The organism is Yoonia ponticola (assembly GCF_014199395.1).
Classification (GTDB): Bacteria; Pseudomonadota; Alphaproteobacteria; order Rhodobacterales; family Rhodobacteraceae; genus Yoonia; species Yoonia ponticola.
In genome coordinates, this window is sequence record NZ_JACIJM010000001.1 from 133,661 (window position 1) to 154,011 (window position 20,351).

The 20,351-nt window shown below is 55.2% G+C and carries 23 protein-coding genes and 1 tRNA gene; 16 read left to right on the forward strand and 8 right to left on the reverse strand.

What is annotated here, in order from left to right:
• The first annotated feature begins 2 nt into the window (after nucleotides 1–2).
• The 7 genes from FHS72_RS00650 to FHS72_RS00680 all read left to right on the forward strand — a co-directional run bounded on the left by FHS72_RS00650 (nucleotide 3) and on the right by FHS72_RS00680 (nucleotide 6,784).
• A complete protein-coding gene (locus FHS72_RS00650) occupies nucleotides 3–1,184 on the forward strand; it encodes an amidohydrolase family protein (protein ID WP_183524015.1) in 1,182 nt (393 codons plus the stop codon).
• A complete protein-coding gene (locus FHS72_RS00655; RefSeq protein WP_183524018.1) occupies nucleotides 1,184–2,617 on the forward strand; it encodes a chlorohydrolase family protein in 1,434 nt (477 codons plus the stop codon). Before FHS72_RS00650 ends, FHS72_RS00655 begins: the two co-directional genes overlap by 1 nt.
• On the forward strand, nucleotides 2,617–3,591 hold the full coding sequence (locus FHS72_RS00660) for an ABC transporter ATP-binding protein (RefSeq protein ID WP_183524021.1): 975 nt from the start codon (nucleotides 2,617–2,619) through the stop codon (nucleotides 3,589–3,591). Before FHS72_RS00655 ends, FHS72_RS00660 begins: the two co-directional genes overlap by 1 nt.
• Nucleotides 3,588–4,568, forward strand: a complete 981-nt coding sequence (locus FHS72_RS00665) for an ABC transporter ATP-binding protein (protein WP_183524023.1) — start codon at nucleotides 3,588–3,590, stop codon at nucleotides 4,566–4,568. Before FHS72_RS00660 ends, FHS72_RS00665 begins: the two co-directional genes overlap by 4 nt.
• Entirely contained in the window at nucleotides 4,561–5,061 is a 501-nt protein-coding gene (locus FHS72_RS00670; protein ID WP_183524026.1) for a nucleoside deaminase, read from the forward strand. Before FHS72_RS00665 ends, FHS72_RS00670 begins: the two co-directional genes overlap by 8 nt.
• On the forward strand, nucleotides 5,061–5,699 hold the full coding sequence (locus FHS72_RS00675) for an aspartate/glutamate racemase family protein (RefSeq protein WP_183524029.1): 639 nt from the start codon (nucleotides 5,061–5,063) through the stop codon (nucleotides 5,697–5,699). The genes FHS72_RS00670 and FHS72_RS00675 overlap by 1 nt, the downstream gene beginning before the upstream one ends.
• Nucleotides 5,700–6,499: 800 nt before the next feature.
• The gene (locus FHS72_RS00680; protein ID WP_183524032.1) at nucleotides 6,500–6,784 is read left to right on the forward strand and encodes a hypothetical protein; all 285 of its coding nucleotides are present in this window, start codon (nucleotides 6,500–6,502) and stop codon (nucleotides 6,782–6,784) included.
• Nucleotides 6,785–6,950: 166 nt separating this feature from the next.
• On the opposite strand, the gene FHS72_RS00685 is transcribed toward FHS72_RS00680, so the two are convergent.
• Complete coding sequence (locus FHS72_RS00685) at nucleotides 6,951–7,580, reverse strand: glutathione S-transferase family protein (RefSeq protein ID WP_343042613.1); 630 nt, start codon at nucleotides 7,578–7,580, stop codon at nucleotides 6,951–6,953.
• 40 nt (nucleotides 7,581–7,620) lie between these two features.
• Here FHS72_RS00685 and FHS72_RS00690 point away from each other — a divergent pair, with 40 nt between their 5' ends.
• Entirely contained in the window at nucleotides 7,621–8,325 is a 705-nt protein-coding gene (locus tag FHS72_RS00690) for a helix-turn-helix transcriptional regulator (protein ID WP_183524034.1), read from the forward strand.
• A 104-nt stretch (nucleotides 8,326–8,429) separates the two neighbouring features.
• Here the strand turns inward: FHS72_RS00690 and FHS72_RS00695 are convergent, their stop codons facing one another.
• Nucleotides 8,430–8,945 (reverse strand): DUF421 domain-containing protein, encoded by a 516-nt coding sequence (locus FHS72_RS00695; protein WP_183524037.1) that lies wholly within the window; start codon nucleotides 8,943–8,945, stop codon nucleotides 8,430–8,432.
• A 214-nt stretch (nucleotides 8,946–9,159) separates the two neighbouring features.
• The gene (locus FHS72_RS00700) at nucleotides 9,160–9,987 is read right to left on the reverse strand and encodes an extracellular catalytic domain type 1 short-chain-length polyhydroxyalkanoate depolymerase (protein WP_246414408.1); all 828 of its coding nucleotides are present in this window, start codon (nucleotides 9,985–9,987) and stop codon (nucleotides 9,160–9,162) included.
• Here FHS72_RS00700 and FHS72_RS18430 point away from each other — a divergent pair.
• Entirely contained in the window at nucleotides 9,986–10,288 is a 303-nt protein-coding gene (locus tag FHS72_RS18430) for a hypothetical protein (RefSeq protein WP_246414411.1), read from the forward strand. The genes FHS72_RS00700 and FHS72_RS18430 overlap by 2 nt on opposite strands.
• Before the next feature lie 161 nt (nucleotides 10,289–10,449).
• Here the strand turns inward: FHS72_RS18430 and FHS72_RS00705 are convergent, their stop codons facing one another.
• The 4 genes from FHS72_RS00705 to FHS72_RS00720 form a co-directional block, all read right to left on the reverse strand.
• A complete protein-coding gene (locus FHS72_RS00705; RefSeq protein ID WP_183524043.1) occupies nucleotides 10,450–10,914 on the reverse strand; it encodes a YciE/YciF ferroxidase family protein in 465 nt (154 codons plus the stop codon).
• A 197-nt stretch (nucleotides 10,915–11,111) separates the two neighbouring features.
• The gene (locus FHS72_RS00710; RefSeq protein ID WP_183524046.1) at nucleotides 11,112–11,393 is read right to left on the reverse strand and encodes a hypothetical protein; all 282 of its coding nucleotides are present in this window, start codon (nucleotides 11,391–11,393) and stop codon (nucleotides 11,112–11,114) included.
• Between the two features lie 233 nt (nucleotides 11,394–11,626).
• The gene (locus FHS72_RS00715; protein WP_183524049.1) at nucleotides 11,627–12,682 is read right to left on the reverse strand and encodes an MBL fold metallo-hydrolase; all 1,056 of its coding nucleotides are present in this window, start codon (nucleotides 12,680–12,682) and stop codon (nucleotides 11,627–11,629) included.
• A 259-nt stretch (nucleotides 12,683–12,941) separates the two neighbouring features.
• A tRNA-Lys gene (locus tag FHS72_RS00720) sits at nucleotides 12,942–13,017 on the reverse strand.
• 126 nt (nucleotides 13,018–13,143) lie between these two features.
• Here FHS72_RS00720 and dapF point away from each other — a divergent pair.
• From dapF to FHS72_RS00740, 4 genes are read left to right on the forward strand one after another with little or no spacing between them, the layout of a single operon-like run.
• On the forward strand, nucleotides 13,144–13,923 hold the full coding sequence (dapF, locus tag FHS72_RS00725) for a diaminopimelate epimerase (protein ID WP_425511099.1): 780 nt from the start codon (nucleotides 13,144–13,146) through the stop codon (nucleotides 13,921–13,923).
• Nucleotides 13,916–15,172, forward strand: coding sequence for a tRNA (N(6)-L-threonylcarbamoyladenosine(37)-C(2))-methylthiotransferase MtaB (mtaB, locus tag FHS72_RS00730; RefSeq protein ID WP_425511100.1), 1,257 nt, complete (start codon nucleotides 13,916–13,918; stop codon nucleotides 15,170–15,172). The genes dapF and mtaB overlap by 8 nt, the downstream gene beginning before the upstream one ends.
• Nucleotides 15,173–15,215: 43 nt before the next feature.
• Nucleotides 15,216–15,848: a glutathione S-transferase gene (locus tag FHS72_RS00735; RefSeq protein ID WP_183524058.1), complete on the forward strand. Its 633-nt coding sequence runs from the start codon at nucleotides 15,216–15,218 to the stop codon at nucleotides 15,846–15,848.
• A 9-nt stretch (nucleotides 15,849–15,857) separates the two neighbouring features.
• Nucleotides 15,858–16,457: a glutathione S-transferase gene (locus FHS72_RS00740; RefSeq protein ID WP_183524061.1), complete on the forward strand. Its 600-nt coding sequence runs from the start codon at nucleotides 15,858–15,860 to the stop codon at nucleotides 16,455–16,457.
• Between the two features lie 59 nt (nucleotides 16,458–16,516).
• Here the strand turns inward: FHS72_RS00740 and FHS72_RS00745 are convergent, their stop codons facing one another.
• A complete protein-coding gene (locus tag FHS72_RS00745; protein WP_183524064.1) occupies nucleotides 16,517–17,167 on the reverse strand; it encodes an outer membrane protein in 651 nt (216 codons plus the stop codon).
• A 377-nt stretch (nucleotides 17,168–17,544) separates the two neighbouring features.
• Here FHS72_RS00745 and petA point away from each other — a divergent pair, with 377 nt between their 5' ends.
• The 3 genes from petA to FHS72_RS00760 are packed head-to-tail and all read left to right on the forward strand — an operon-like array spanning nucleotide 17,545 to nucleotide 20,321.
• Entirely contained in the window at nucleotides 17,545–18,102 is a 558-nt protein-coding gene (gene petA, locus FHS72_RS00750) for a ubiquinol-cytochrome c reductase iron-sulfur subunit (protein WP_183525270.1), read from the forward strand.
• Between the two features lie 12 nt (nucleotides 18,103–18,114).
• A complete protein-coding gene (gene petB, locus FHS72_RS00755) occupies nucleotides 18,115–19,452 on the forward strand; it encodes a cytochrome b (RefSeq protein WP_183524067.1) in 1,338 nt (445 codons plus the stop codon).
• Between the two features lie 11 nt (nucleotides 19,453–19,463).
• On the forward strand, nucleotides 19,464–20,321 hold the full coding sequence (locus FHS72_RS00760; protein ID WP_183524070.1) for a cytochrome c1: 858 nt from the start codon (nucleotides 19,464–19,466) through the stop codon (nucleotides 20,319–20,321).
• Nucleotides 20,322–20,351: the final 30 nt, after the last annotated feature.

Genomic DNA, 20,351 nt, shown 5'->3' on the forward strand with positions numbered 1-20,351 from the left:
AAATGACAACATTGATCCTGAAAAACCTGCGTCCGATGGGCGGTGAACTGACTGACCTGAATATCGTTGATGGTCGTTTTTCTGCCACTGCGCCAGAGGGTGCCGAAGTCATCGATTGCGGCGGGCGCATTCTGATCCCCGGCTTGATCGAGGCGCATACGCATCTTGATAAATCACTGCTGGGCATGGACTGGTATCGCAACGAAGTCGGGCCGCGCCTGATTGATAAGATCGACAATGAACGCGAAGTGAAAGTCGCACTTGGCCTTGATCCGCAGGTGCAAAGTGAACGGCACGCTATTCTCGCGATATCGCATGGCTGCACCCATATTCGCAGCCACGTGGATGTGGATACCCACCACGGTCTAGCAGGTGTCGAAGGCGTGATGGCGACCCGTGAAAAGCTGGCGGGTATGATTGATATCGAGATTGTCGCCTTCCCGCAGTCGGGCATGATGACCCGTCCGGGCACCGTCGAGATGATGGATGAAGCCCTGAAATTGGGCGCAGAACTGGTGGGCGGCATTGATCCTTGCGGCATGGAACATGACCCCAAAGGCCATCTGGATGCGGTATTTGGCTTGGCTGAAAAACACGGCAAGCCGATTGATATCCACCTGCACGAGCGCGATGCGTTGGGCTGGTTCTCGATGGAGGAAATCATCGACAGGACGATTGCGCTTGGCATGCAGGGCAAAGTTGCGATTAGTCATGCGTTCTGTCTTGGTGCTGTAGATCGCGGGTATGTCGCGGGTCTCCAAGAAAAGCTGGCCGAGAACCAGATCCACATTTTAACAACGGCACCGGCGTCGGCACCTGTCCCGGCCGTCAAGGAGCTGAAAGAATATGGCATTCTGACTGGCGCTGGCTGTGACGGTATTCGTGACACTTGGGCCCCGTATGGCAATTCCGACATGCTGGAAAAAGCGATGCACATCGGGATGCGCAATAACTTGCGGCGCGACGACGAGGTCGAATTGGCGTTGGATATTTGCACCTTTGGTGGTGCCGCGATTATGGGCCTAAAAGGCTACGGATTAGACGTCGGATGCGTAGCTGATTGCGTTCTCGTCGAAGGCGCGACACTGGCCGAGGCAGTTGTGACCCATGCGCCTCGCAAGCTGGTGCTGAAGGCAGGCAAAGTCATCGCCCGCGACGGTGCTTGCGTGATTGAGGCCCCTTGATGGCCAAACGCACACTTCTGACGGCCCGATGGGTCATTGGCCACATGAATGGTAAACATGTCGTGTTTGAGGACGGCGTGGTTGTGATCGAAGGCAGCACAATCCTGTATGTCGGCACTGCGTATGACGGCGCCGTGGAAAGCCGTTTTGATTACGGGCAGGCCGTCATTTCACCTGGGTTTGTTGATCTTGATGCGTTGTCGGATCTGGATACGACGATCCTTGGCTATGACAACAGTCCTGCGTGGCAAAAGGGGCGTGTTTGGCCCGAGAGCTATATCAAGCGCGGCCCCTACGAGATGTATGCGCCCGATGAGCTTGCGTTTCAAAAACGACATGCTTTTGCGCAGTTGATCCGCAACGGGATCACCACCGCACTGCCGATTGCGTCGCTCTTCTACCGCGAATGGGGCGAAACAGTTCAGGAATTCGACGCGGCTGCCACTGCTGCAAAAGACCTTGGGTTGCGTGTGTATCTGGGGCCAGCGTATCGCAGCGGCGGTCAAGTCACCGATGGCGATGGCAACATTCGTGCGGTTTTCAATGAGGATCGCGGCCTTGCCGGATTAAGCGACGCGGCTGAATTTGCAGCACGGATTGATGGGACGGCGGGGGGACTCGTGCGGGCGATGTTTGCACCGGACCGGATTGAGACCTGCACCGACACGCTCTTGCAGCGGACAGCGACAATCGCCGCAGAGATGGGCGCACCCGTCCGCTTGCATTGCAGTCAGTCGCCAGTTGAGTTGCGCCTCGTTCGCGAACAGCATGATTGCGCGTCGATTGAATGGCTTGACCGGATCGGTGTTTTGCAAAGCAATTGGTTGCTGCCACATGGCACACAGGCGGTGGACGCCGAATTTGATCTTATCGCACATTCTGGTGCGACGCTGGTGCATTGCCCGCTTGTGTCAGCGCGGCACGGTGGGGGGCTGAACAGCTTTGCCAAATGCCGTGACAAAGGCATCAATATTGGATTGGGCACTGACACGTTTCCCGCCGATATGATCCTGAATATGCAGATCGGCATGATGACCGCACGTATGCGAGATGGGATGGATGCGGTCCGGTCTGAGGCAATGTTTGATGCAGCCACGCTAGGCGGTGCAAACGCGCTGAATCGCGACGATTTGGGGCGCCTTGCGGTTGGTGCCAAGGCCGATATTGCTGTCGTGAACCTCAGCGAAACGCTGCAAACGCCGGACCCCGTTCAGACACTGATGACGTCATGTGCAGGGCGCGATGTGCGTGATGTCTGGATCGACGGACGTCATGTGATGGCAGACTGGCGCATACCCGATGTGGATGCCGCCGCTGACGCGCAACGCGCCCAGGATCAGTTCGACGGCGTCATTGCCAAATACCCCGAACGCACAGCAGGTCATCCGCCTGTGTCGCGTATCTTCCGCCCCAGCTATGAAAGGAACGCCTGATGAACGACATCGTTCTAGACGTGCGCAATCTGCGCGTCGAATTCCCCACACGCAAAGGCACGTTAACCGCAGTGGATGACGTATCTCTGCAAATCCGCCGTGGCGAAATTTTGGGTATGGTGGGCGAGTCTGGTGCAGGTAAGTCGATGACAGGCATGGCAATTCTCGGCCTGTTGGAACCTCCGGGCCGGATTGCTGCAGGGTCGATACACCTGTCTGGGGATCGTATTGATACTTTGGATGACAAAGCGATGCAGACCATTCGTGGCCGTCGCATCGGGGCAATTTTCCAAGACCCGCTGACATCGCTGAACCCGCTTTTCAAGGTGGGCGATCAACTGGTGGAAACGATCCGGTTGCATACCCAACTGGATAAATCCCAAGCGCGCGAACGGGCCAAAGAGTTGATGCGCGAAGTCGGCATTCCGGCCGTTGATGAACGGATCGACAATTATCCGCACCAGTTTTCTGGCGGGATGCGCCAGCGGATCGTGATTGCGTTGGCGCTCAGTGGTGAGCCGGAATTGATTGTCGCAGACGAGCCGACAACCGCGCTGGATGTGTCTATCCAAGCCCAAATCACAGCCTTGCTCAAACGGCTGTGTCGCGAGCGCGGCACGGCGGTGATGTTGGTCACCCACGATATGGGCGTGATTGCCGAAACTGCAGACCGCGTGGCTGTGATGTATGCGGGACGTTTGGCCGAAGTTGGTGACGTGGACGACGTCGTCCGTCGCCCGCAGCATCCTTATACGCGCGGGCTGATGGGCTCGATCCCGTCGCTTCAGAACGAGGTGGAGGAATTGCAGATGATCCCTGGGTCGATGCCGCGCTTGAACGCAATCCCGCCAGGCTGCGCCTTTAACCCGCGCTGCGATCACGCCACGGCGCAATGCCGTGCTGACATGCCTCGGATCAACGGTGCAGCTGGCGGCGTCGCCTGTTGGTTGGCCACACAAGGAGCACCCGCATGAGCATTCGATCAAACGCTATTCTTGAAGTTGACGCGTTGGAACGTCGTTTTGACGTCTCCGCTCCGTGGCTCAACCGTATGATCGAGCGCAAGCCAATTCAGACGCTACGCGCGGTGGATGGTATTGATTTCGTGATCCAACGTGGACAGACGCTGGCGCTTGTCGGGGAATCCGGCTGTGGCAAAAGCACGGTCGCAAAACTGGTGACAGGCCTGCACGCGCCATCTGGCGGCAAGATCAGGTTCCACGGAGACCGCGATAGATTGCAGATGATTTTCCAAGACCCATTTGCCAGCCTGAACCCACGCTGGCGGGTCGGTCGGATCATTGCAGAGCCGTTGCGCACGCTTAAACCAGACACGCCCGACGATATTGTGTCAGCGCGCGTAGATGAGTTGCTAGAGACAGTAGGTCTTGCTGCCGCTGACCGTGTTAAATTTCCGCACGAGTTTTCAGGTGGCCAACGCCAGCGTATTTCCATCGCCCGCGCACTTGCGGGAGAACCGGAATTCCTTGTCTGTGACGAGCCTACCTCGGCACTAGACGTGTCGGTTCAAGCGCAAGTATTGAACTTGATGAAGAAGCTCCAAAAGGAGATGGAGCTGACCTATCTCTTTATCAGCCACGATCTGAGCGTCGTGCGCCATATGGCCGATGTCATCGCGGTGATGTATCTTGGGCGGATCGTCGAAATCCAGCCCACGGCGGATCTCTTCGCGAATCCGCTGCATCCTTATACGCAGCTTTTGCTGGAAACTATTCCCGATCTTGAGGCCCCGAAACGCGACCGCAGTCCGATGGGCGGCGAGGTGCCATCACCTGTATCGCCACCAAAAGGTTGCACCTTCCATCCGCGGTGCCCGATTGCGTTTGACCGATGCAAGGTCGAACGCCCAGAACGAAAGGTCGAGGTGCATAACCGTCGGGTGGCCTGTTTCGCGGCTGAAACAAAACTGGAAGGACCATCAGATGTATAACGAAAGCTTCCTGCGGCGTGCGATTGAAATTTCGGCAACGGCGATCACGACACCGGGCACGGAACCGTTTGGCGCTGTCATTGTCAAAGACGGTCAAATTGTGGGCGAGGGGATCAACCGATCCGTCATGAACCATGATCCGACCTCGCACGGGGAAACCGAAGCGATCCGCGACGCGTGTCGCAATCTGGGGACCGTCGATTTACGAGGGTGCGCGTTGTATTCAAGCTGCGAGCCCTGTGCGCTTTGCGTAGCTGCAATGAATATCGCAGGAATTGCCGCATTGTATTACGCGGCAGATATGGGGCAGGCGGGCGATGCGATTGCTGATCTCCCAGAAGCGGCTCGGTTTCCGGTTGATGTCGATTTGTTAACCCACGAATGTGGTCATGCCGTCGAGACCCGCCGCATGCCTGCAGTACAGCACCTCAGCGCCGATGCCGCCAAAATCCTTCAAGACTGGGCGACATATGCCCGTGCAAAGGTCACTTGATGCGCATATTATTTCTCAATCCGAATGCGACAGAAGCGATGACCGACAGCATTGTGTCCGTTGCGAAAACGGCGGCTGCGGATGTCGATATTTTGGGCTGGACCAACCACTCAGGCCCTGCCGCTATTCAGGGGCCTGAAGATGGGGAACGGGCCATTAGCGGTCTGATGGATCTATTGCCCTCCGCCAAAGCGGAAAAGGCTGATGTCATCGTCATCGGATGCTTTGATGATACCGGATTGGACGCATTACACGCGGCTGCTCATTGTCCGGTGATCGGTATAGGGCAGGCGGGCATGGCTATCGCCGCTTTATACGGCGGGCGGTTTGGCGTGGTCACAACATTGGCCGTTTCGGTGCCTGTGATCGAAGACAACGTCATGACCTACGGTCACCAGATGGCCTGCGCTGGTGTATTTGCATCGGGCTTGCCTGTCCTTGAGGTCGAAGCGGGCGGCGCCCACGTGACCCAACGGCTGCTCGAGACGATCACAGTCGGGAAAAACGCAGGCGCACATGCGCTGGTCCTAGGCTGCGCGGGCATGGCGCGGCTAAAACCGGAACTGGCGTTGAAATCAAATGCGGTACTGGTTGATGGCGTGTCAGCTTCCGTCAATCTGGCGCACGCACTCGTTTGATTTGTATGGCCGTTTCGGAAGTCAAGTTGGATCTACCCGGCGTAACCAACGAGAAACGATTAAAGGTCATATATAATAGAGTTCATCGGCCCTTTGTTGTGTCATCGCAGTCTATCTCCAGGTCACTTTGTATCATGAAATATGCCGACAGATGGGCCAGCACAAAAAGAGCAACTGTCATTTGAGATCGACCTGCATGCCGATTTGTTTACTGAAGGAAGAAAGAATGGGCGATTTTCTATAACGAACTTCTTGTGGGCTAACTTTTAAGGTGTGATTAGTACCTTGAAATGTATGGTATTTTTATTGAGTTAAGCTTTGCGCACGCTTTTGCTTTTTTGCGCAGACTATTGCTTTTTGAGCCCAAGAAAGTTGTTTTTTAACTATTTGAATCGAAATAGTTTTTCGATTCTTCGAATCAGGTAGGATGCAGGCTTTGAGAAGCCTTTTCCTTTTTCTCCCTAAACGACAGTCATAAATTGACCGTTTTGGTAGTTTCGTTTTCCATTATGCAGACAAAGGTTGGCCGTTGGAGTGATTTCGATCACTTCGGCGGCCTTTTTATGTGAAGTAGGGAAGGTTTGTTCGCTTACCAAGGATGTGGATCAGGGGGCCGCTGAGATATGTCGCGTCGTTAAGCTGTTTGATCGGCATCAAACCGCGACAAGTCCAAAGTGGACAGCATTCGTGGTCCTCGAATGGTAAACTCATTCTGAAGAATAGGCGGCGCACTGCCAAGCCAGAGTTTAAGAATGAACCATTCCCTTTGGCAGGCGTTTAGTCAGCAAAAGGAGACTACAATGGCCGATAAAACCACTGACAGCACACAGCCTGAATCGACAGCCGAAACCGAGGACCTCACGGTCGTGATCCCCGGTGAAAAGCGTGACATTCGCAGGGAATCTGTCGATCGTGACGACCCACCGGTCGCAGACCTCGCCCGCGAACTGCCTCCGGAGATGAAAGACGCAGTGCGCAGTGAAGGCACACTGGAAGGTGACGCAGGCCGCCATGACGGCGACGACGCGCAGGAAACATCCGGCGAACTTAGCGGGATCGCGGACGACCGCGAGACGGGTGCTTAATCAGGATTAGCCGCGGGGATTAGAAACACGCGGGGCTGCTTTCCACCAATGTGTTCGGGAATAGCTTGGCAATGGGTTCACCCCATTGCCAAGCTCAGCAAAGTGAGGCCCACCCAGAATGCGCGCCTCGCCTCGTGATGCTATTCGTAGGTGCTGCAATTGCTATTTACTCTACCAACCCTGCCGTTTCCCGTTTCATGACTGCCGCCATCGCTGGACGGTTGGCGCAACGCTTTAGCCAGGCTTGGATGGATGGTTGCTGGGGCGCTGCATCGGGTAGCCATTGGAACGGGCTTGAAAGCAGCAGATCAACTGCGGAGTATTCTTGTCCGAGCAGGTATGGCTGATACAGTGCTTTGCTCAGGCACCCAATAACTGCATCCATATCGCGGAATGTTGCATGCAGTGCAGGATGGTCGATCTTGGCCCAATCGAGAACCAGGACGGGTTCCATCACGCCTTGGTAATAGAACAACCAGCTTAGGAATTGGCCGCGTTGCGGGTGTCCGACGGGGCGACCCATCCCAGCTTCTGGGAACATATCTGTCAGATAAGCGACGATTGCACCGCGCTCGCGCACATGATCGTCGCCGTCGGTCAGGTAAGGCACTTTCTTTTCGGGGTGGGGGTTGCGTGCGTCTGCACCTCCGCTGCCATCTTGTCGCGCAACCGTGACGTCGATCACGTCGATCTGGTCGGTGATGCCCATCTCTTCGATCAAAAGAAGGATCGACGTCGAGCGGGAGTTCTGGGAATGATAAAGTGTCGGCATGAGTGTATCCTGAAGTTGTGTCATGCCTTGTCTTATCCGACACCTGCTGACAGATTGCGTCAGCATGGCCAGAACCGATCGCCTTATGCGCCTGATGGATGCGCTGCGCCGCTTGCCGGCACCCGTCACCGCCGCGCGGCTGGCGGATGAGACGGGCGTGTCGCGGCGTCAGCTCTATCGCGACATCGCTACATTACGCGCTGGTGGCGCGTTGATTGATGGCGAGGCTGGGGTCGGATACCGGTTGACCGAAGATCCCGCATTACCACCGCAAAGCTTTTCGCAGCTGGAGATCGAAGCGCTTGTCCTTGCCGTCAGTGACTTGTCCCAAACCGGTGACGCGGCGTTGGAGGCCGCAGGTCGATCCGCCCTCGCGCGGATCATCGCCACGCTTGCTGACGGGCAATCGCGTCAAGCCATGCACACCGTCTTACGCAGCTTCCGTTCGACGCCAGCGCGGCTGGAATTTTCCGTGGACATTGCGCTGTTGCGTCGTGCTTGCTGGGAGGAACTGGCGCTGAATGTGCGGTATCGCGACCTTAAGGGCCAAGTCACTGAACGCGAGATCTGGCCGCTTGGCATCAGTTATTCGGACCGCACATTGATGGTGTTGGTTTGGTGTTGCTTGCGTCAGGACTGGCGTGTCTTTCATGCGTCTGGAATTGAAACTGCCTGCCTCAGCGGGGTTTCCTTTAGACCTCGGCGCGTCGCTTTGTTGCGCGAGTATGTCGCGCGCGATACCTGTGCGGGTATGTCTGCGAAAAAGTAGAAAATCTCTCTAATCCCATGTCCTGCCGTAGGCCGCTACAGGGGATGCGACGCCGACGGCTGCACGGGCAGTAGCGCCCACGAAATGACCCAGAAATAGGGTATCTACGACAATTTAACCCCCTTAAAGAGGTCCGCATCAACCGCGTCGCCATGAAGAACAGACACATCGCCAGTGGTCTCAAGGACCGCAGCACGGACCTTTGATAGATCGAGAGCATTTGCTTCACGCAGCTTAGCAATGAGGTCTTCTTCGGCGACGCGGGTTGCTCGTAGCGCATCATATAAAATTTCACCGTCCTTCATCAAAAGAACGGGTGTGTTCTGTACAAGCTCATCGAACCATTTTTGTCGCCTGCGAATAACTGACACATAATATTGCACAGCAAAGAGCGTCAGCATCGCGGCCATGGTTTGCAATAATCCAGTCCATGTTTCAGATTGTGAAGCACCAGCGAGCAAAGACCCTGTGGCAACTGTCACCACAAAATCAAAATTTGTCATTTTTGAAAAAGATCGCAGTCCGACTAACCGTACGAGCAGAACAACCCAAAACAGCCCGATGCTACTCAAGAGCGAGCCTTTTACAATCGCGTCGATTACGGCGTTGTCGAAAAACATAAACGGCCTCCTGTCTGTTTAAGAGGTTGGATAGCGGGCTTGCTGAGCTGCGAAGCTTACCTGCATCAACCGATGAAATTCCCCGCACTAGGTCTCTTTTCGTAACGCATAGTTGAAGGAAACGTTCCAAACCTGTGAGTTAAGGCAAGTAAACGAGCAGCAAATTCCCTTTTTGTCTGTATAAAAGGTATCAATTGGGACAGTGCAGAGTTGATCACCGTACAGGATCGCCAACGTCGGCCCTGTGTTTTTTAGTTGTGCGATGTTTCAAGAAAAAACGTACCATTTCTCGCGATGCGTCTGGACCTTTGGGGTCGGTATAGCTTCCTGCGGCATGGCCGCCGGACCATGCGTGGCCCGATTTAACTACGACCCATTCTTCGACATATGGGCGAGATCGGCCAACGCGGTGAACCGTGCGCACAAATTCGCGCCCGCCGACAACCTGTCCTGACTTTTCTAATTTTTCGAGATTGCTGTAGGGCTCTACAGCCCGCATTGCGATAAATCGACCATTGCGGGGATTAACAACTTTGTCCGCATCCCCGTGGAAAACAATCGTCGGCATTTGGGCGGTGTGGCGTCGCCCCGTGGCGCCAAATTGCATTGCTCTGGGGGCTGATTTCGCATCGAGAGCAGCACCGAAACCCAAGCCCGAGTGGACACCGACCGCAGCAAATATGTCTGGGTATTCAACTGCAAGTGTAAGCGCCGCAGACCCACCCGCTGACAAGCCGGATACATACACTTTGGCGGGGTCAATTTTCTGTTCATCAATAATCTGTCGGGTCAGGTTCGCAATCAGTGCAGGTTCTCCGGCGCCGCGTTGCTGGTCGGCAGCGCGATACCAATTCCAGCAAAGATGATTGTGCGCTTCACGAGCTTGCTCGGGGTAGAGCACGACAAACCCGAATTCTTCGGCCAGTGTATTCATACCCGTGCCACGGGCGAAGTCGCGCGATGATTGTCCACAGCCGTGCAACATCACGATAAGAGGCATCGGTCCGGTCGCCGTCGCAGCAGCCTTTGGCACATAAAGCATGTATGAGCGCGCGCCAAAGTCGCATTGGTACGTCTCGGTGTTGAATGATGCCCCGCGTGGAACAACGGCGCGTGATTGCGACGTCGCTGGAATCTTTGAGTTGGGTTTGACCTGCGACGCGCCTTTTGCCTTCTGTGAACGCGCTGTAGAAGGCTTCGCCGACTTCACGGCTGACTTTTTGGGCTTTGGTTTAGCGGGCGTGAAGGTCGATCCCCATGCGTTGGTCAGCGCGGTAACTGTAGCCCTACGGATTTTCTGCCGCGACCGCGCACGCGCTTTTTTGAACGGATCGTACATGTGACCTCAAATCTATCGTGACCGTTACAGCAATTTTGGTCGGAAAATTGATACGCGCGGGTTGCCGAACAGGCATTGGTTGCACCTTGTTTCAAGCATCAAAGGTTGGGCAGGCATATTGCCTACCCAACCCTTCGACGCCGAAAATATAAATCGCTGGCAGCTTTACGCGCCGGAGACTGCAATTCCGGTTAGTTTAGCATTCGCCGCTTTTTCCATGTCAAGAATTTGCGAAAGCAAATCGTGAGCTTCCTCGTTCTTAAGCTGCTTCGCCCACTGGCGCAGCGTTCCGTAACGCGCGATTTCGTAATGCTCCACGGCCTGAGCAGCCCCGATCAGGCACATGCCCAAGGCTTTACCGCTGGCCTCTTTGATAATGCCTTCAGTTTCTTTGATCAGGCCCTCAATGGCGTCGCATTTTTCGCCCTCGGCTGGCTGGTCGATCGTCGCGAATACTTTTTTAAGCAGTTTGACGTGCTCTTTGGTTTCTTTCAGGTGATCCTCGAACGCTGACTTGATGTCATCATCATCAACGGCGTCGATCATCTTAGGCATCGCCTTGGTTAATGCGTTTTCGGCATAATAGATGTCTTTGAGTGTGTGGTGGAACGCGTCTGCCATGGTTTTCATTTTGGAATTCTCCAGATGTGAAGTTATGAAATCCAAACTCTCAATTATGAAATCCGTTCCGCCAGCAAGATCAATGTGAGCCTACTTCCGCCGAGTATTTAAAAACGCACTGTGAGGTGCCGCGTCATTTCCGATGGCCGCGATTTAATCGCGCCTTTTGGCTTTTGTGTTCCTTGCGAAGGACTGCCAGCAACCATTTAAAAATCATCAAATTCCGGCACGTTGCCTAGTCGCACGAGGAAGTTTGGTGGCTCTAACTCGCCGCTGTTCAGGTCTTCGGTGATGATGTAGGCGTCAGCGCCCGCGCAGTTTTCGTGCTGTGCTTCGCGTTCGGCTCTGTTTTGCGCTTCGGATGCTGTGGAGTATGTGAAGGTTTTGTCGATTTTCAGGTCCGGTTGTCCGCCGCGTTTTGACGGTTTCTCCACGTAAGTTTGGCAAATATAATGTATCTTTACCGTGTCTTGGTCTGCGTTTTTCATAGGGAATACCTTTGCGTGCGTGGCGAAGATTGTGGGGATGTTGGCGTTTCGTTCTCGTGCTTATCGCGGATTATTGCAGGACTGAACATAGGTTATCGGTGATGTGCTTCACGTTTTGTCGCGGCGATCTGCGCGGGTGTATTTGTGGCAGCGTGAGCGGTTGTGCGACGCGAAAAGGGGCTGCTTGTGAAAGCCGCCCCTTCGGAATTTTCAACAGACAGTTGCGCGTTGCTCTATTCAGCGACCAGACGCAGCGTTGCCAGATCGGTGCCAACGACGACATTCCCTTCAAAGCCACCGTCACGCGCTGCAGTCTCGTAGTCAGCCTCGGTCAATGGCGCGGGCAGCGGATATGGCCCCTGACGTGGTGCGCCCAGTGGTGGGATCATGTGCGTATACATTAGATTATCCACACCAGCCCGCACCGCGAGTGCCCCCAGATCAGTCGCCGTAGACTGGCGGTAGTAGATCGGCGGCGGAAATCCCGTGTCACCGTCGGGCCCCATCACAGGGTGGATGACCGAATGCACCAGCACATCCGCGTCTTTTGACAGCAGTTCGACCTGTGCCGACGTGGACGAATCGCGCGGCGGGGCAGGGCTGTCGTTGCCTGCATCGCCGCCGATGACCACGCTACCAGCGGGCGTATCGACCCTAAAGGACGCGTGACCTGCGATATGGCGGCTAGAGATCGCCGAGACGGTCACGTCGCCTTTCTGCCAGACGGTTTGAGGCTCTGTCGATGCGCCAAAGGTTGTGACATCCAGCAAATCCGATGGGCCACCCGCGAGGCGGCTGGGATTTTCGGCAAGGCGTTGCGCCATTTCACCGGATTCGATGAGAGCATCGCCGATATGTGCCGCGAATTTATCGCAGCTCATCGTGTGGCCGTCGTCAGAGGTAGCGTCTTCGTGACAAACCAGATCAACTTTTGGGCCATCCGAGTTGAAATGCCAGCGGACTTGCATCAGATCGGCAAGCCCTTCGGAATGGTCCGAGTGAATGTGGGTGAAAAACACGGCATCTAACGCCGCCGACGACAGGCCGATTTTAGATAGCTGCTGGTTCGTGCCGCGCCCCGTATCGAACTGCAAAAGCACGTCGCGGCAGTTATTTTCCTCGGTGCCGTAACTGACCAAGGTGCCTGATCCCGCCAGACCGCCAAAAACAGGCGGGCCGCCTTGCGTGCCAGTCAGCGTCACCTCAACACAAGACGCCGCCTGCGCCCCCGCGCCAAGCCCGATGAAGGCCAAAGCCAGCGCCGAGGTGGTCATACCCTTAAAGTTCATCACAAATCCTCCCAGATTTATTAGTCTCACCTTTATAAATGTCGATATTTATGGATTCGGTCAAATAGTATCGATACTAATTTGGTGGGAGAGGTTTGGGGCAGCGGTGACCGTCAACGGATTTTGATCGGTCTGGCGGATGTTTGTGAGGTTTTTCGGTTTTTATGAGGTTTCGTTCGCGCGAACGACTGAACGCAGACGAGCGACGGCTGATCGTAAGGTTGAAGACCCTGAAATATCACGGATTTAAGAGAGAAAGTGGTGAGCCGTGATGGGTTCGAACCATCGACCTACTGATTAAAAGTCAGTTGCTCTACCAACTGAGCTAACGGCCCACTGGGGGGCTTCTAGAAAGACCTGCCCGCAGGGTCAACCCTAAAATTGCCAACATCTGGATAACTCTGCAAACCTTCTCTATATGCCCTTATATGAGCCAAAAAAACTTAACAAAAATTCCGTTCATGAAGATGCACGGACTGGGAAATGACTTTGTTGTTGTTGATGAACGGGGGATTACGCCGCGCATTGATGCCGCTTTGGCGATTCGTATCGCGGATCGGCATCGTGGGGTGGGGTATGACCAACTTGCGGTGCTCAGTGATTCGTCTGATGCCGATGTGCATTTGACGTTTTGGAATGCTGACGGGTCTCAGGCCGGGGCGTGTGGCAACGCGACCCGCTGCATTGCCCGCCATATGATGGACGCGCTGCAGCGCGATACGCTGACGATCACGACGGATCGGGGTGTGTTGCAGGCCGTGGATCAGGACGGGATGGCGTCGGTGAACATGGGGCACCCGCAACTGAACTGGGACGCGGTGCCGCTATCGCACGACGTGGACACGCTTGCCTTACCGATAGAGGGTGCGCCTGCGGCCACTGGCATGGGCAATCCGCACTGCACGTTCTTTGTTGATGATGCTGAAGCTGTTGATCTGGCCGTCCGCGGTGCTGAAATCGAACATCATCCGCTTTATCCCGAACGCACAAATGTCCAATTCGCGAGCGTCATTGGTCCCGACCATATCCGTATGCGCGTCTGGGAACGGGGCGTGGGGATCACGCAAGCCTCTGGTTCGTCGTCCTGTGCAACTGCCGTGACTGCTGCCCGCAAGGGGCTGACGGGTCGTAAAGTCCGCATCGATCTGGATGGTGGCACGCTACATATTGACTGGCGCGATGATGGCGTTTGGATGACTGGCCCGACGGCCCACGTATTTGATGGTGTTTGGTATGTCTAAAGCTCCGATTTTCTCGAACCACGGCTGCCGATTGAACGCCTACGAGACCGAAGCGATGAAAGATCTCGCGACCCGTGCTGGCGTCGAGAATGCGATTATCGTGAACACCTGTGCCGTGACCGCAGAAGCCGTGCGCAAAGCGAAGCAGGACATCCGTAAGCAACGCCGCGCCAATCCAAACGCCAAAATCATCGTGACCGGATGTGCCGCGCAAACCGAACCCAAGACGTTTTCAGACATGGGCGAAGTCGACGTGGTGCTGGGCAACACTGAAAAGATGGACCCTGCGACGTGGACGCAGATGGCGCCTGATTTGATCGGGATGACGGAACCCGTGCAAGTCGATGATATCATGTCGGTGACGGAAACGGCTGGCCACTTGATCGACGGATTTGGCACGCGCAGTCGCGCTTATGTGCAGGTGCAAAACGGGTGTGACCACCGCTGTACGTTCTGCATTATTCCCTACGGTCGTGGGAATTCGCGATCTGTGCCTGCGGGTGTCGTGGTCGATCAGATCAAGCGGCTCGTGCAAAAGGGCTATAACGAAGTCGTCTTGACTGGCGTCGATCTGACCTCTTGGGGTGCTGATTTGCCATCCACGCCAAAGCTGGGCGATCTGGTGATGCGCATCCTAAAGCTGATCCCTGATTTGCCACGCCTGCGGATCAGTTCGATTGACAGCATCGAAGTTGACGAAAACCTGATGCAAGCCATTGCGACCGAACAGCGCCTGATGCCGCATCTGCACCTAAGCCTGCAACACGGCGACGATATGATCTTGAAACGGATGAAGCGGCGGCACCTGCGCGACGACGCGATCGCCTTTACCGAGCAGGCCAGCAAGCTGCGTCCTGACATGACATACGGCGCTGATATCATTGCTGGCTTCCCGACAGAAACCGACGCGATGTTCGCCAACTCGCTGGCGCTGGTCAAAGACTGTAACCTCACATGGCTGCACGTCTTTCCCTATTCCGCCCGCGAGGGAACGCCCGCTGCGCGCATGCCTGCGGTGAATGGGAAACTGATTAAATCCCGCGCCGCACAACTTCGTGCTGCTGGTGACACGGCCGTGCAAACCCACCTGCAAAACCAGATCGGCCTGACCCATCACATCCTGATGGAAAATCCCCGCATGGGCCGGACGCAACAATTTGCCGAAGTCACCTTTGAAACTGATCAACCCGAAAGCCAGATCGTGACCACCAAAATCACCGGTTCCACCGCCACCCAGCTCACGGCTTGAACGCAACCGCCCCTTCATTTCGCCATAACAACTCAGGCAACATATGTCCCAAACACCTGTCCTCTGGTCATTTCGCCGCTGCCCCTACGCCATGCGGGCGCGACTGACGATTTTGTATACGGGCGTGAAAATGGACCTGCGGGATATTCTGCTCAAGGACAAACCCGCAGAGATGACTGACGTTAGCCCAAAAGCCACGGTTCCGGTTTTGAACACGGGGACAGAGGTGATTGAAGAATCTCGCGACATCATGCTCTGGGCGCTCGCGCAGAATGATCCGCATGGCTGGCTTGATATGCCAGCTGAGGGATATGCGATGATCGACACGAATGATGGCCCGTTCAAGCGGGCGTTGGATCACACGAAATACGCGGTGCGCTTTCCTGATCGCGATGCGACGGCGGATCGCGCAAAGGCGGCCGATGTGTTGTTTGGGTTGAACGACCGTCTGGTTAACCAGCCTCATTTGTTCGGCGATGCCCCGAAAATGGTGGACACTGCGATCCTGCCTTTCGTGCGCCAATTTGCCAACACGGACCGCGATTGGTTTAACGCGCAGGACTGGCCGCATCTGATCCGGTGGTTGACAGCCTTCGAGACCTCGGACAGCTTTAAGGTGATCATGGTCAAACGTCCCATCTGGGAACCGGGGGCCGCCCCTTCGTATTTCCCTTAAGGACACGTTATGAAACTCATTTCTTCTGCGGCTTCGCCGTTTGTGCGCAAAGTGCGTGTGCTGGTTCATGAAATGGGCCTGACCGATGCGATTACAGAGCAGCAGGTCACGACGACTGCGTTTCAATCCGACGCCAGTGTGATTGCCGCCAATCCGCTGGGTAAAATCCCTGCGTTGGTCCGAGATGATGCTGCGACTCTCTATGATAGCCGCGTGATTACCCGCTTTTTGAACGACACCAATGACGGCGCGTTCTATCCTGCGGCCCGCATTTGGGAGACTTTGACGTTAGAGGCCACAGCAGACGGGATCATGGAGACTGCTGTTTCGATGGCTTACGAGGTCCGTCTGCGTCCTGAGAATGAACAATCGGCCGATTGGGTCGAGGCCCAGTGGCAGAAAACCAGTCGTGCGATTGCTGCTGTGAACAACCGCTGGATGAGCCATTTGGCTGGTCCGTTAGACATGTCGCATATCGCGGTGGCGTGTGCTTTGTCTTACGTCGATTTGCGCCACGATGCCCGGAACTGGCGAAATGGGAACGACGCGCTTGCCGCTTGGCACGAAGCTTTCAAGCAGCGCGACAGCATGAAAGCAACATCTGCCTGAGTACGTAAAACGTCGAACGGGAGATCGCAGTGCGAATCCCGTTCGGTTTCTAGTGTGGCTTAGAAGTTAAAGCTGACACCGACGTTGAGCGCGTTGGTGAAGATGTCGCTGGACACTGTGCCGCCTGTATCAAGGTCGCCGTCGTTCACAGAATACGTTCCTTTGTATTCCCCAAACACGGACCAACGATCGTTGATCGGCATGCTGGCACCCGCGATAATGGTCGCGGCGGGCCCTGTGACTTGGTAGCCCAAGGTCGAGCTGTCTTCGGTGATGACTTCGACATGGGGAATGGCAAGGCCGATACCGCCACCGACGTAAGGTGTGATGTCGCCAACCACGTCCTGCCACCGATAGTAGGCGTTTGCAGTTAGCGTGTTCAGGCCGTCGGTGAATTCAAGGCGGCTGTACCCGTCAGGCAATTCGCCTTCTTGTGGGTAAACTTTGTTGTGCGAGAAATCGAGACCATAGCCGAACGACGGACTTTGCCATTTTGTGACACGAATACCATAGTAGGGCGGGGCGTCGAACGACTTGCCTTCCCAGTCGACATTGAACGAGCTGCTGGGAATCACGTCATCGCCAGAAATCTTAACGTCAGACGGTGGTGCCGTTTGAATGCCGCCATAAAAGCTGAGTTCGATCTCTGCTGACGCCGCATTTGCGGTGCAAAGTGCGATCATCAATGGAATAAGGCGCATAAAGGTCATCGTGGGAGTCCAACGTTGCAATGTTGTCCCAGATATAGACCTTCGGTATCACCACAGCAACAGCCCAAAACCGTGGTTTTGTTCAACATTTCGCTAGTTTCCGCCGACGGTCGAATCGGTTGTGTTGCACCGAAGCCTACAACCGGCAGGTTTAGTGGGGGCTGGACGGTCTGGCACTGGATGTAGCATGATACAGGGGAGTAGGGAGCTTAACACCTTGGATACCTGTATCGCATAGACCCTATATAACCCCCTGCGCCCGAATGTCCGCTGGACTGGCAGGGAATTGCCGTCTAAACACCGCCGCAATGGGCGATGCTTTGGGCTTCACCCCTATTCGCGCGGAAAACCGCAACATTAAACCGGAGATGCACCCCGTGTCACATGCAGACGAACACCAGGGCACACGCCGCGACTTTATCTACTACGCTACCGCAGGTGCGGGCGCAGTTGTTACAGGCGCTGCTGTCTGGCCACTGGTCAATCAGATGAACCCCTCTGCCGATGTTTTGGCTTTGGCCTCTATCCGCGTCGATATCAGCGCAGTTAACCCTGGCACACAGATTACTGTTCTGTGGCAAGGTAAACCGGTTTTCATTCGGTCCCGTACCGAAGACGAAATCGCCGAAGCGCGTGCTGTTGACGTAGACAGCTTGCCCGATTCCGAAGCGAACAACGAAAACCTTGGCGACGTGCCAGCGACCGATGAAAACCGGGCGCTTGACGAGTCTGGTCAGTGGTTGGTGCAAATGGGTGTGTGTACACACCTTGGTTGCGTCCCATTGGGCGAAGCTGGTGATTTCGGTGGTTGGTTCTGCCCATGTCACGGGTCGCACTACGATACGGCTGGCCGTATTCGTCGTGGTCCTGCGCCGCGCAACCTGCCGGTTCCTATCGCGTCCTTCGTGGACGACACAACAATTCAACTCGGTTAAGGAGAGAACCCCATGAGTGGCATTCCCCACGACCATTACGAGCCAAAGACCAACCTTGAAAAAGGTATGGAAGCACGGCTGCCGATTCTCGGCCTGCTTTACACAACGATCATGGCTCCGACGCCGAAAAACCTGAACTGGATGTGGATTTGGGGCATTGTCCTGACATTCACACTGGCGTTGCAGATCATCACAGGCATCGTGCTTGTGATGCACTACACGCCACACGTCGATATGGCGTTTGCGTCCATCGAGCACATCATGCGTGATGTGAACGGCGGCCATATGATCCGTTATTTCCACATGAACGGCGCGTCACTGTTCTTCCTTGCGGTTTATGCCCACATCTTCCGTGGCCTTTACTACGGCTCTTATAAAGCCCCACGTGAAGTCACATGGATCATCGGTATGCTCATCTATCTTCTGATGATGGGGACTGCGTTCATGGGTTACGTTCTGCCATGGGGCCAAATGTCGTTCCACGGTACTGCTGTTATCACCGGCCTGTTTGGTGCGATCCCGTTCATCGGTGAAAGCATTCAGACGTGGTTGCTTGGTGCTGGCGCTGTTGGCCAACCTGCGTTGAACCGCTTCTTCTCGCTGCACTATCTGATGCCATTCATCATTGCTGGCCTCGTGATCCTGCACATCTGGGCGTTCCACCACACAGGCAACAACAACCCAACTGGTGTTGAAGTGCGCCGCACGTCCAAAGAAGACGCAAAGAAAGACACACTGCCGTTCTGGCCGTACTTTGTGATCAAAGACTTGTTCGCGCTGGCCGTGATCTTGGTCGTGTTCATGGCGGTTGTGGGCTTCATGCCGAACTACCTTGGTCACCCAGACAACTACATCCCTGCGAACGCGCTTGCGACACCTGCGCACATCGTTCCTGAATGGTACTTCTTGCCGTTCTACGCGATCCTGCGGGCCTTTACTGCGGACGTTTGGGTTGTTCAGATCGTTCAATTCCTGAGCTTTGGCATCATTGATGCGAAATTCTTTGGTGTTCTGGCGATGTTTGGTGCGATTGCAGTCATGGCGCTGGCGCCTTGGTTGGACACATCGTCTGTCCGTTCAGGCCGTTACCGTCCGATGTTCAAGTGGTGGTTCGCCCTGCTTGTCGTCGATTTCATCCTGCTGATGTGGGTTGGTGCGCGTCCAACAGAATTCCCGTATGACTGGATTTCATTGATCGCCTCGACGTATTGGTTTGCCTACTTCCTCGTGATCCTGCCGCTTCTTGGCGTGATCGAGAAACCAGACACACCGCCTGCAACGATTGAAGACGACTTCAATGCGCACTATCCGGCAAAAGGCAGCACCGCTGCTGCGAAACCGGCAGAGTGAGGAAAGACACAATGACTATGTTCCGTAAACTCACCCTTTCCGCCGTTGCTGCTGTGTCCCTTCTGGGGACACAGGCCGCCGCAGAAGGTGACGTCCACATTAGTGACGTGGATTTCTCTTTTGACGGTATGTTTGGCGCTTTCGACCAAATGCAGTTGCAACGCGGCTTGCAAATCTACACTGAAATCTGTTCCGCATGTCACGGTCTAGAGCACGTAGCGATCCGCACACTCGGCGACGAAGGCGGCCCTGCGCTGCCCGAAGACCAAGTGTTCGCATACGCTGAATACTACGAAGTGTTTGACCAGGCTTTGTTCGATGGCGAAGGCGATTTTCGTCCAGCGACACCAGCTGACAAATTCCCTGCTGTAACGTCCGTTGGCGCACCTGACTTGTCCTTGATGGCCAAATCACGCGCTGGCTTTCACGGACCTGCGGGCACTGGCTTGAACCAACTTTGGTACGGTATGGGTGGCGCTGAATACATCACAGCGATCCTCAGCGGCTACGAAGAAGAGCCAGAATGTGCCGCTGATGCAAACATGGAAGGCTACTACAACACTGCATTTGCAGTTGGTGGTTTCCCAGAATCCTGCGTTGACGAAGAAGGCCACAACATGGTTCTAGGGTCGTGGATCGCGATGGCACCGCCGCTGTATGATGGTGCGATTGAATTCAACGACGGCCATGCAAACGACATCCAAGCCATGTCGGAAGACACCGCTGCATTCCTGATGTGGACGGCTGAACCAAAGATGATGGCGCGTAAGCAGGCTGGTCTGACCGGCGTGATCTTCCTCGCGATCCTGTCTGTGCTGCTTTACCTGACGAACAAGCGTCTTTGGGCACCGCACAAGAAAAAAGACTAATTTCTTTGATCTAAAGTATACGAAAGGCCC

Bases quoted from the DNA above. Each gene is read 5' to 3' on its own strand.
- FHS72_RS00650 (WP_183524015.1), top strand. From the start codon at position 3: ATGACAACATTGATCCTGAAAAACCTGCGTCCGATGGGCGGTGAACTG.
- FHS72_RS00655 (WP_183524018.1), top strand. From the start codon at position 1,184: ATGGCCAAACGCACACTTCTGACGGCCCGATGGGTCATTGGCCACATG.
- FHS72_RS00660 (WP_183524021.1), top strand. From the start codon at position 2,617: ATGAACGACATCGTTCTAGACGTGCGCAATCTGCGCGTCGAATTCCCC.
- FHS72_RS00665 (WP_183524023.1), top strand. From the start codon at position 3,588: ATGAGCATTCGATCAAACGCTATTCTTGAAGTTGACGCGTTGGAACGT.
- FHS72_RS00670 (WP_183524026.1), top strand. From the start codon at position 4,561: ATGTATAACGAAAGCTTCCTGCGGCGTGCGATTGAAATTTCGGCAACG.
- FHS72_RS00675 (WP_183524029.1), top strand. From the start codon at position 5,061: ATGCGCATATTATTTCTCAATCCGAATGCGACAGAAGCGATGACCGAC.
- FHS72_RS00680 (WP_183524032.1), top strand. From the start codon at position 6,500: ATGGCCGATAAAACCACTGACAGCACACAGCCTGAATCGACAGCCGAA.
- FHS72_RS00685 (WP_343042613.1), bottom strand. From the start codon at position 7,580: ATGACACAACTTCAGGATACACTCATGCCGACACTTTATCATTCCCAG.
- FHS72_RS00690 (WP_183524034.1), top strand. From the start codon at position 7,621: ATGGCCAGAACCGATCGCCTTATGCGCCTGATGGATGCGCTGCGCCGC.
- FHS72_RS00695 (WP_183524037.1), bottom strand. From the start codon at position 8,945: ATGTTTTTCGACAACGCCGTAATCGACGCGATTGTAAAAGGCTCGCTC.
- FHS72_RS18430 (WP_246414411.1), top strand. From the start codon at position 9,986: ATGTATGAGCGCGCGCCAAAGTCGCATTGGTACGTCTCGGTGTTGAAT.
- FHS72_RS00700 (WP_246414408.1), bottom strand. From the start codon at position 9,987: ATGCTTTATGTGCCAAAGGCTGCTGCGACGGCGACCGGACCGATGCCT.
- FHS72_RS00705 (WP_183524043.1), bottom strand. From the start codon at position 10,914: ATGAAAACCATGGCAGACGCGTTCCACCACACACTCAAAGACATCTAT.
- FHS72_RS00710 (WP_183524046.1), bottom strand. From the start codon at position 11,393: ATGAAAAACGCAGACCAAGACACGGTAAAGATACATTATATTTGCCAA.
- FHS72_RS00715 (WP_183524049.1), bottom strand. From the start codon at position 12,682: ATGAACTTTAAGGGTATGACCACCTCGGCGCTGGCTTTGGCCTTCATC.
- dapF (WP_425511099.1), top strand. From the start codon at position 13,144: ATGAAGATGCACGGACTGGGAAATGACTTTGTTGTTGTTGATGAACGG.
- mtaB (WP_425511100.1), top strand. From the start codon at position 13,916: ATGTCTAAAGCTCCGATTTTCTCGAACCACGGCTGCCGATTGAACGCC.
- FHS72_RS00735 (WP_183524058.1), top strand. From the start codon at position 15,216: ATGTCCCAAACACCTGTCCTCTGGTCATTTCGCCGCTGCCCCTACGCC.
- FHS72_RS00740 (WP_183524061.1), top strand. From the start codon at position 15,858: ATGAAACTCATTTCTTCTGCGGCTTCGCCGTTTGTGCGCAAAGTGCGT.
- FHS72_RS00745 (WP_183524064.1), bottom strand. From the start codon at position 17,167: ATGACCTTTATGCGCCTTATTCCATTGATGATCGCACTTTGCACCGCA.
- petB (WP_183524067.1), top strand. From the start codon at position 18,115: ATGAGTGGCATTCCCCACGACCATTACGAGCCAAAGACCAACCTTGAA.
- FHS72_RS00760 (WP_183524070.1), top strand. From the start codon at position 19,464: ATGACTATGTTCCGTAAACTCACCCTTTCCGCCGTTGCTGCTGTGTCC.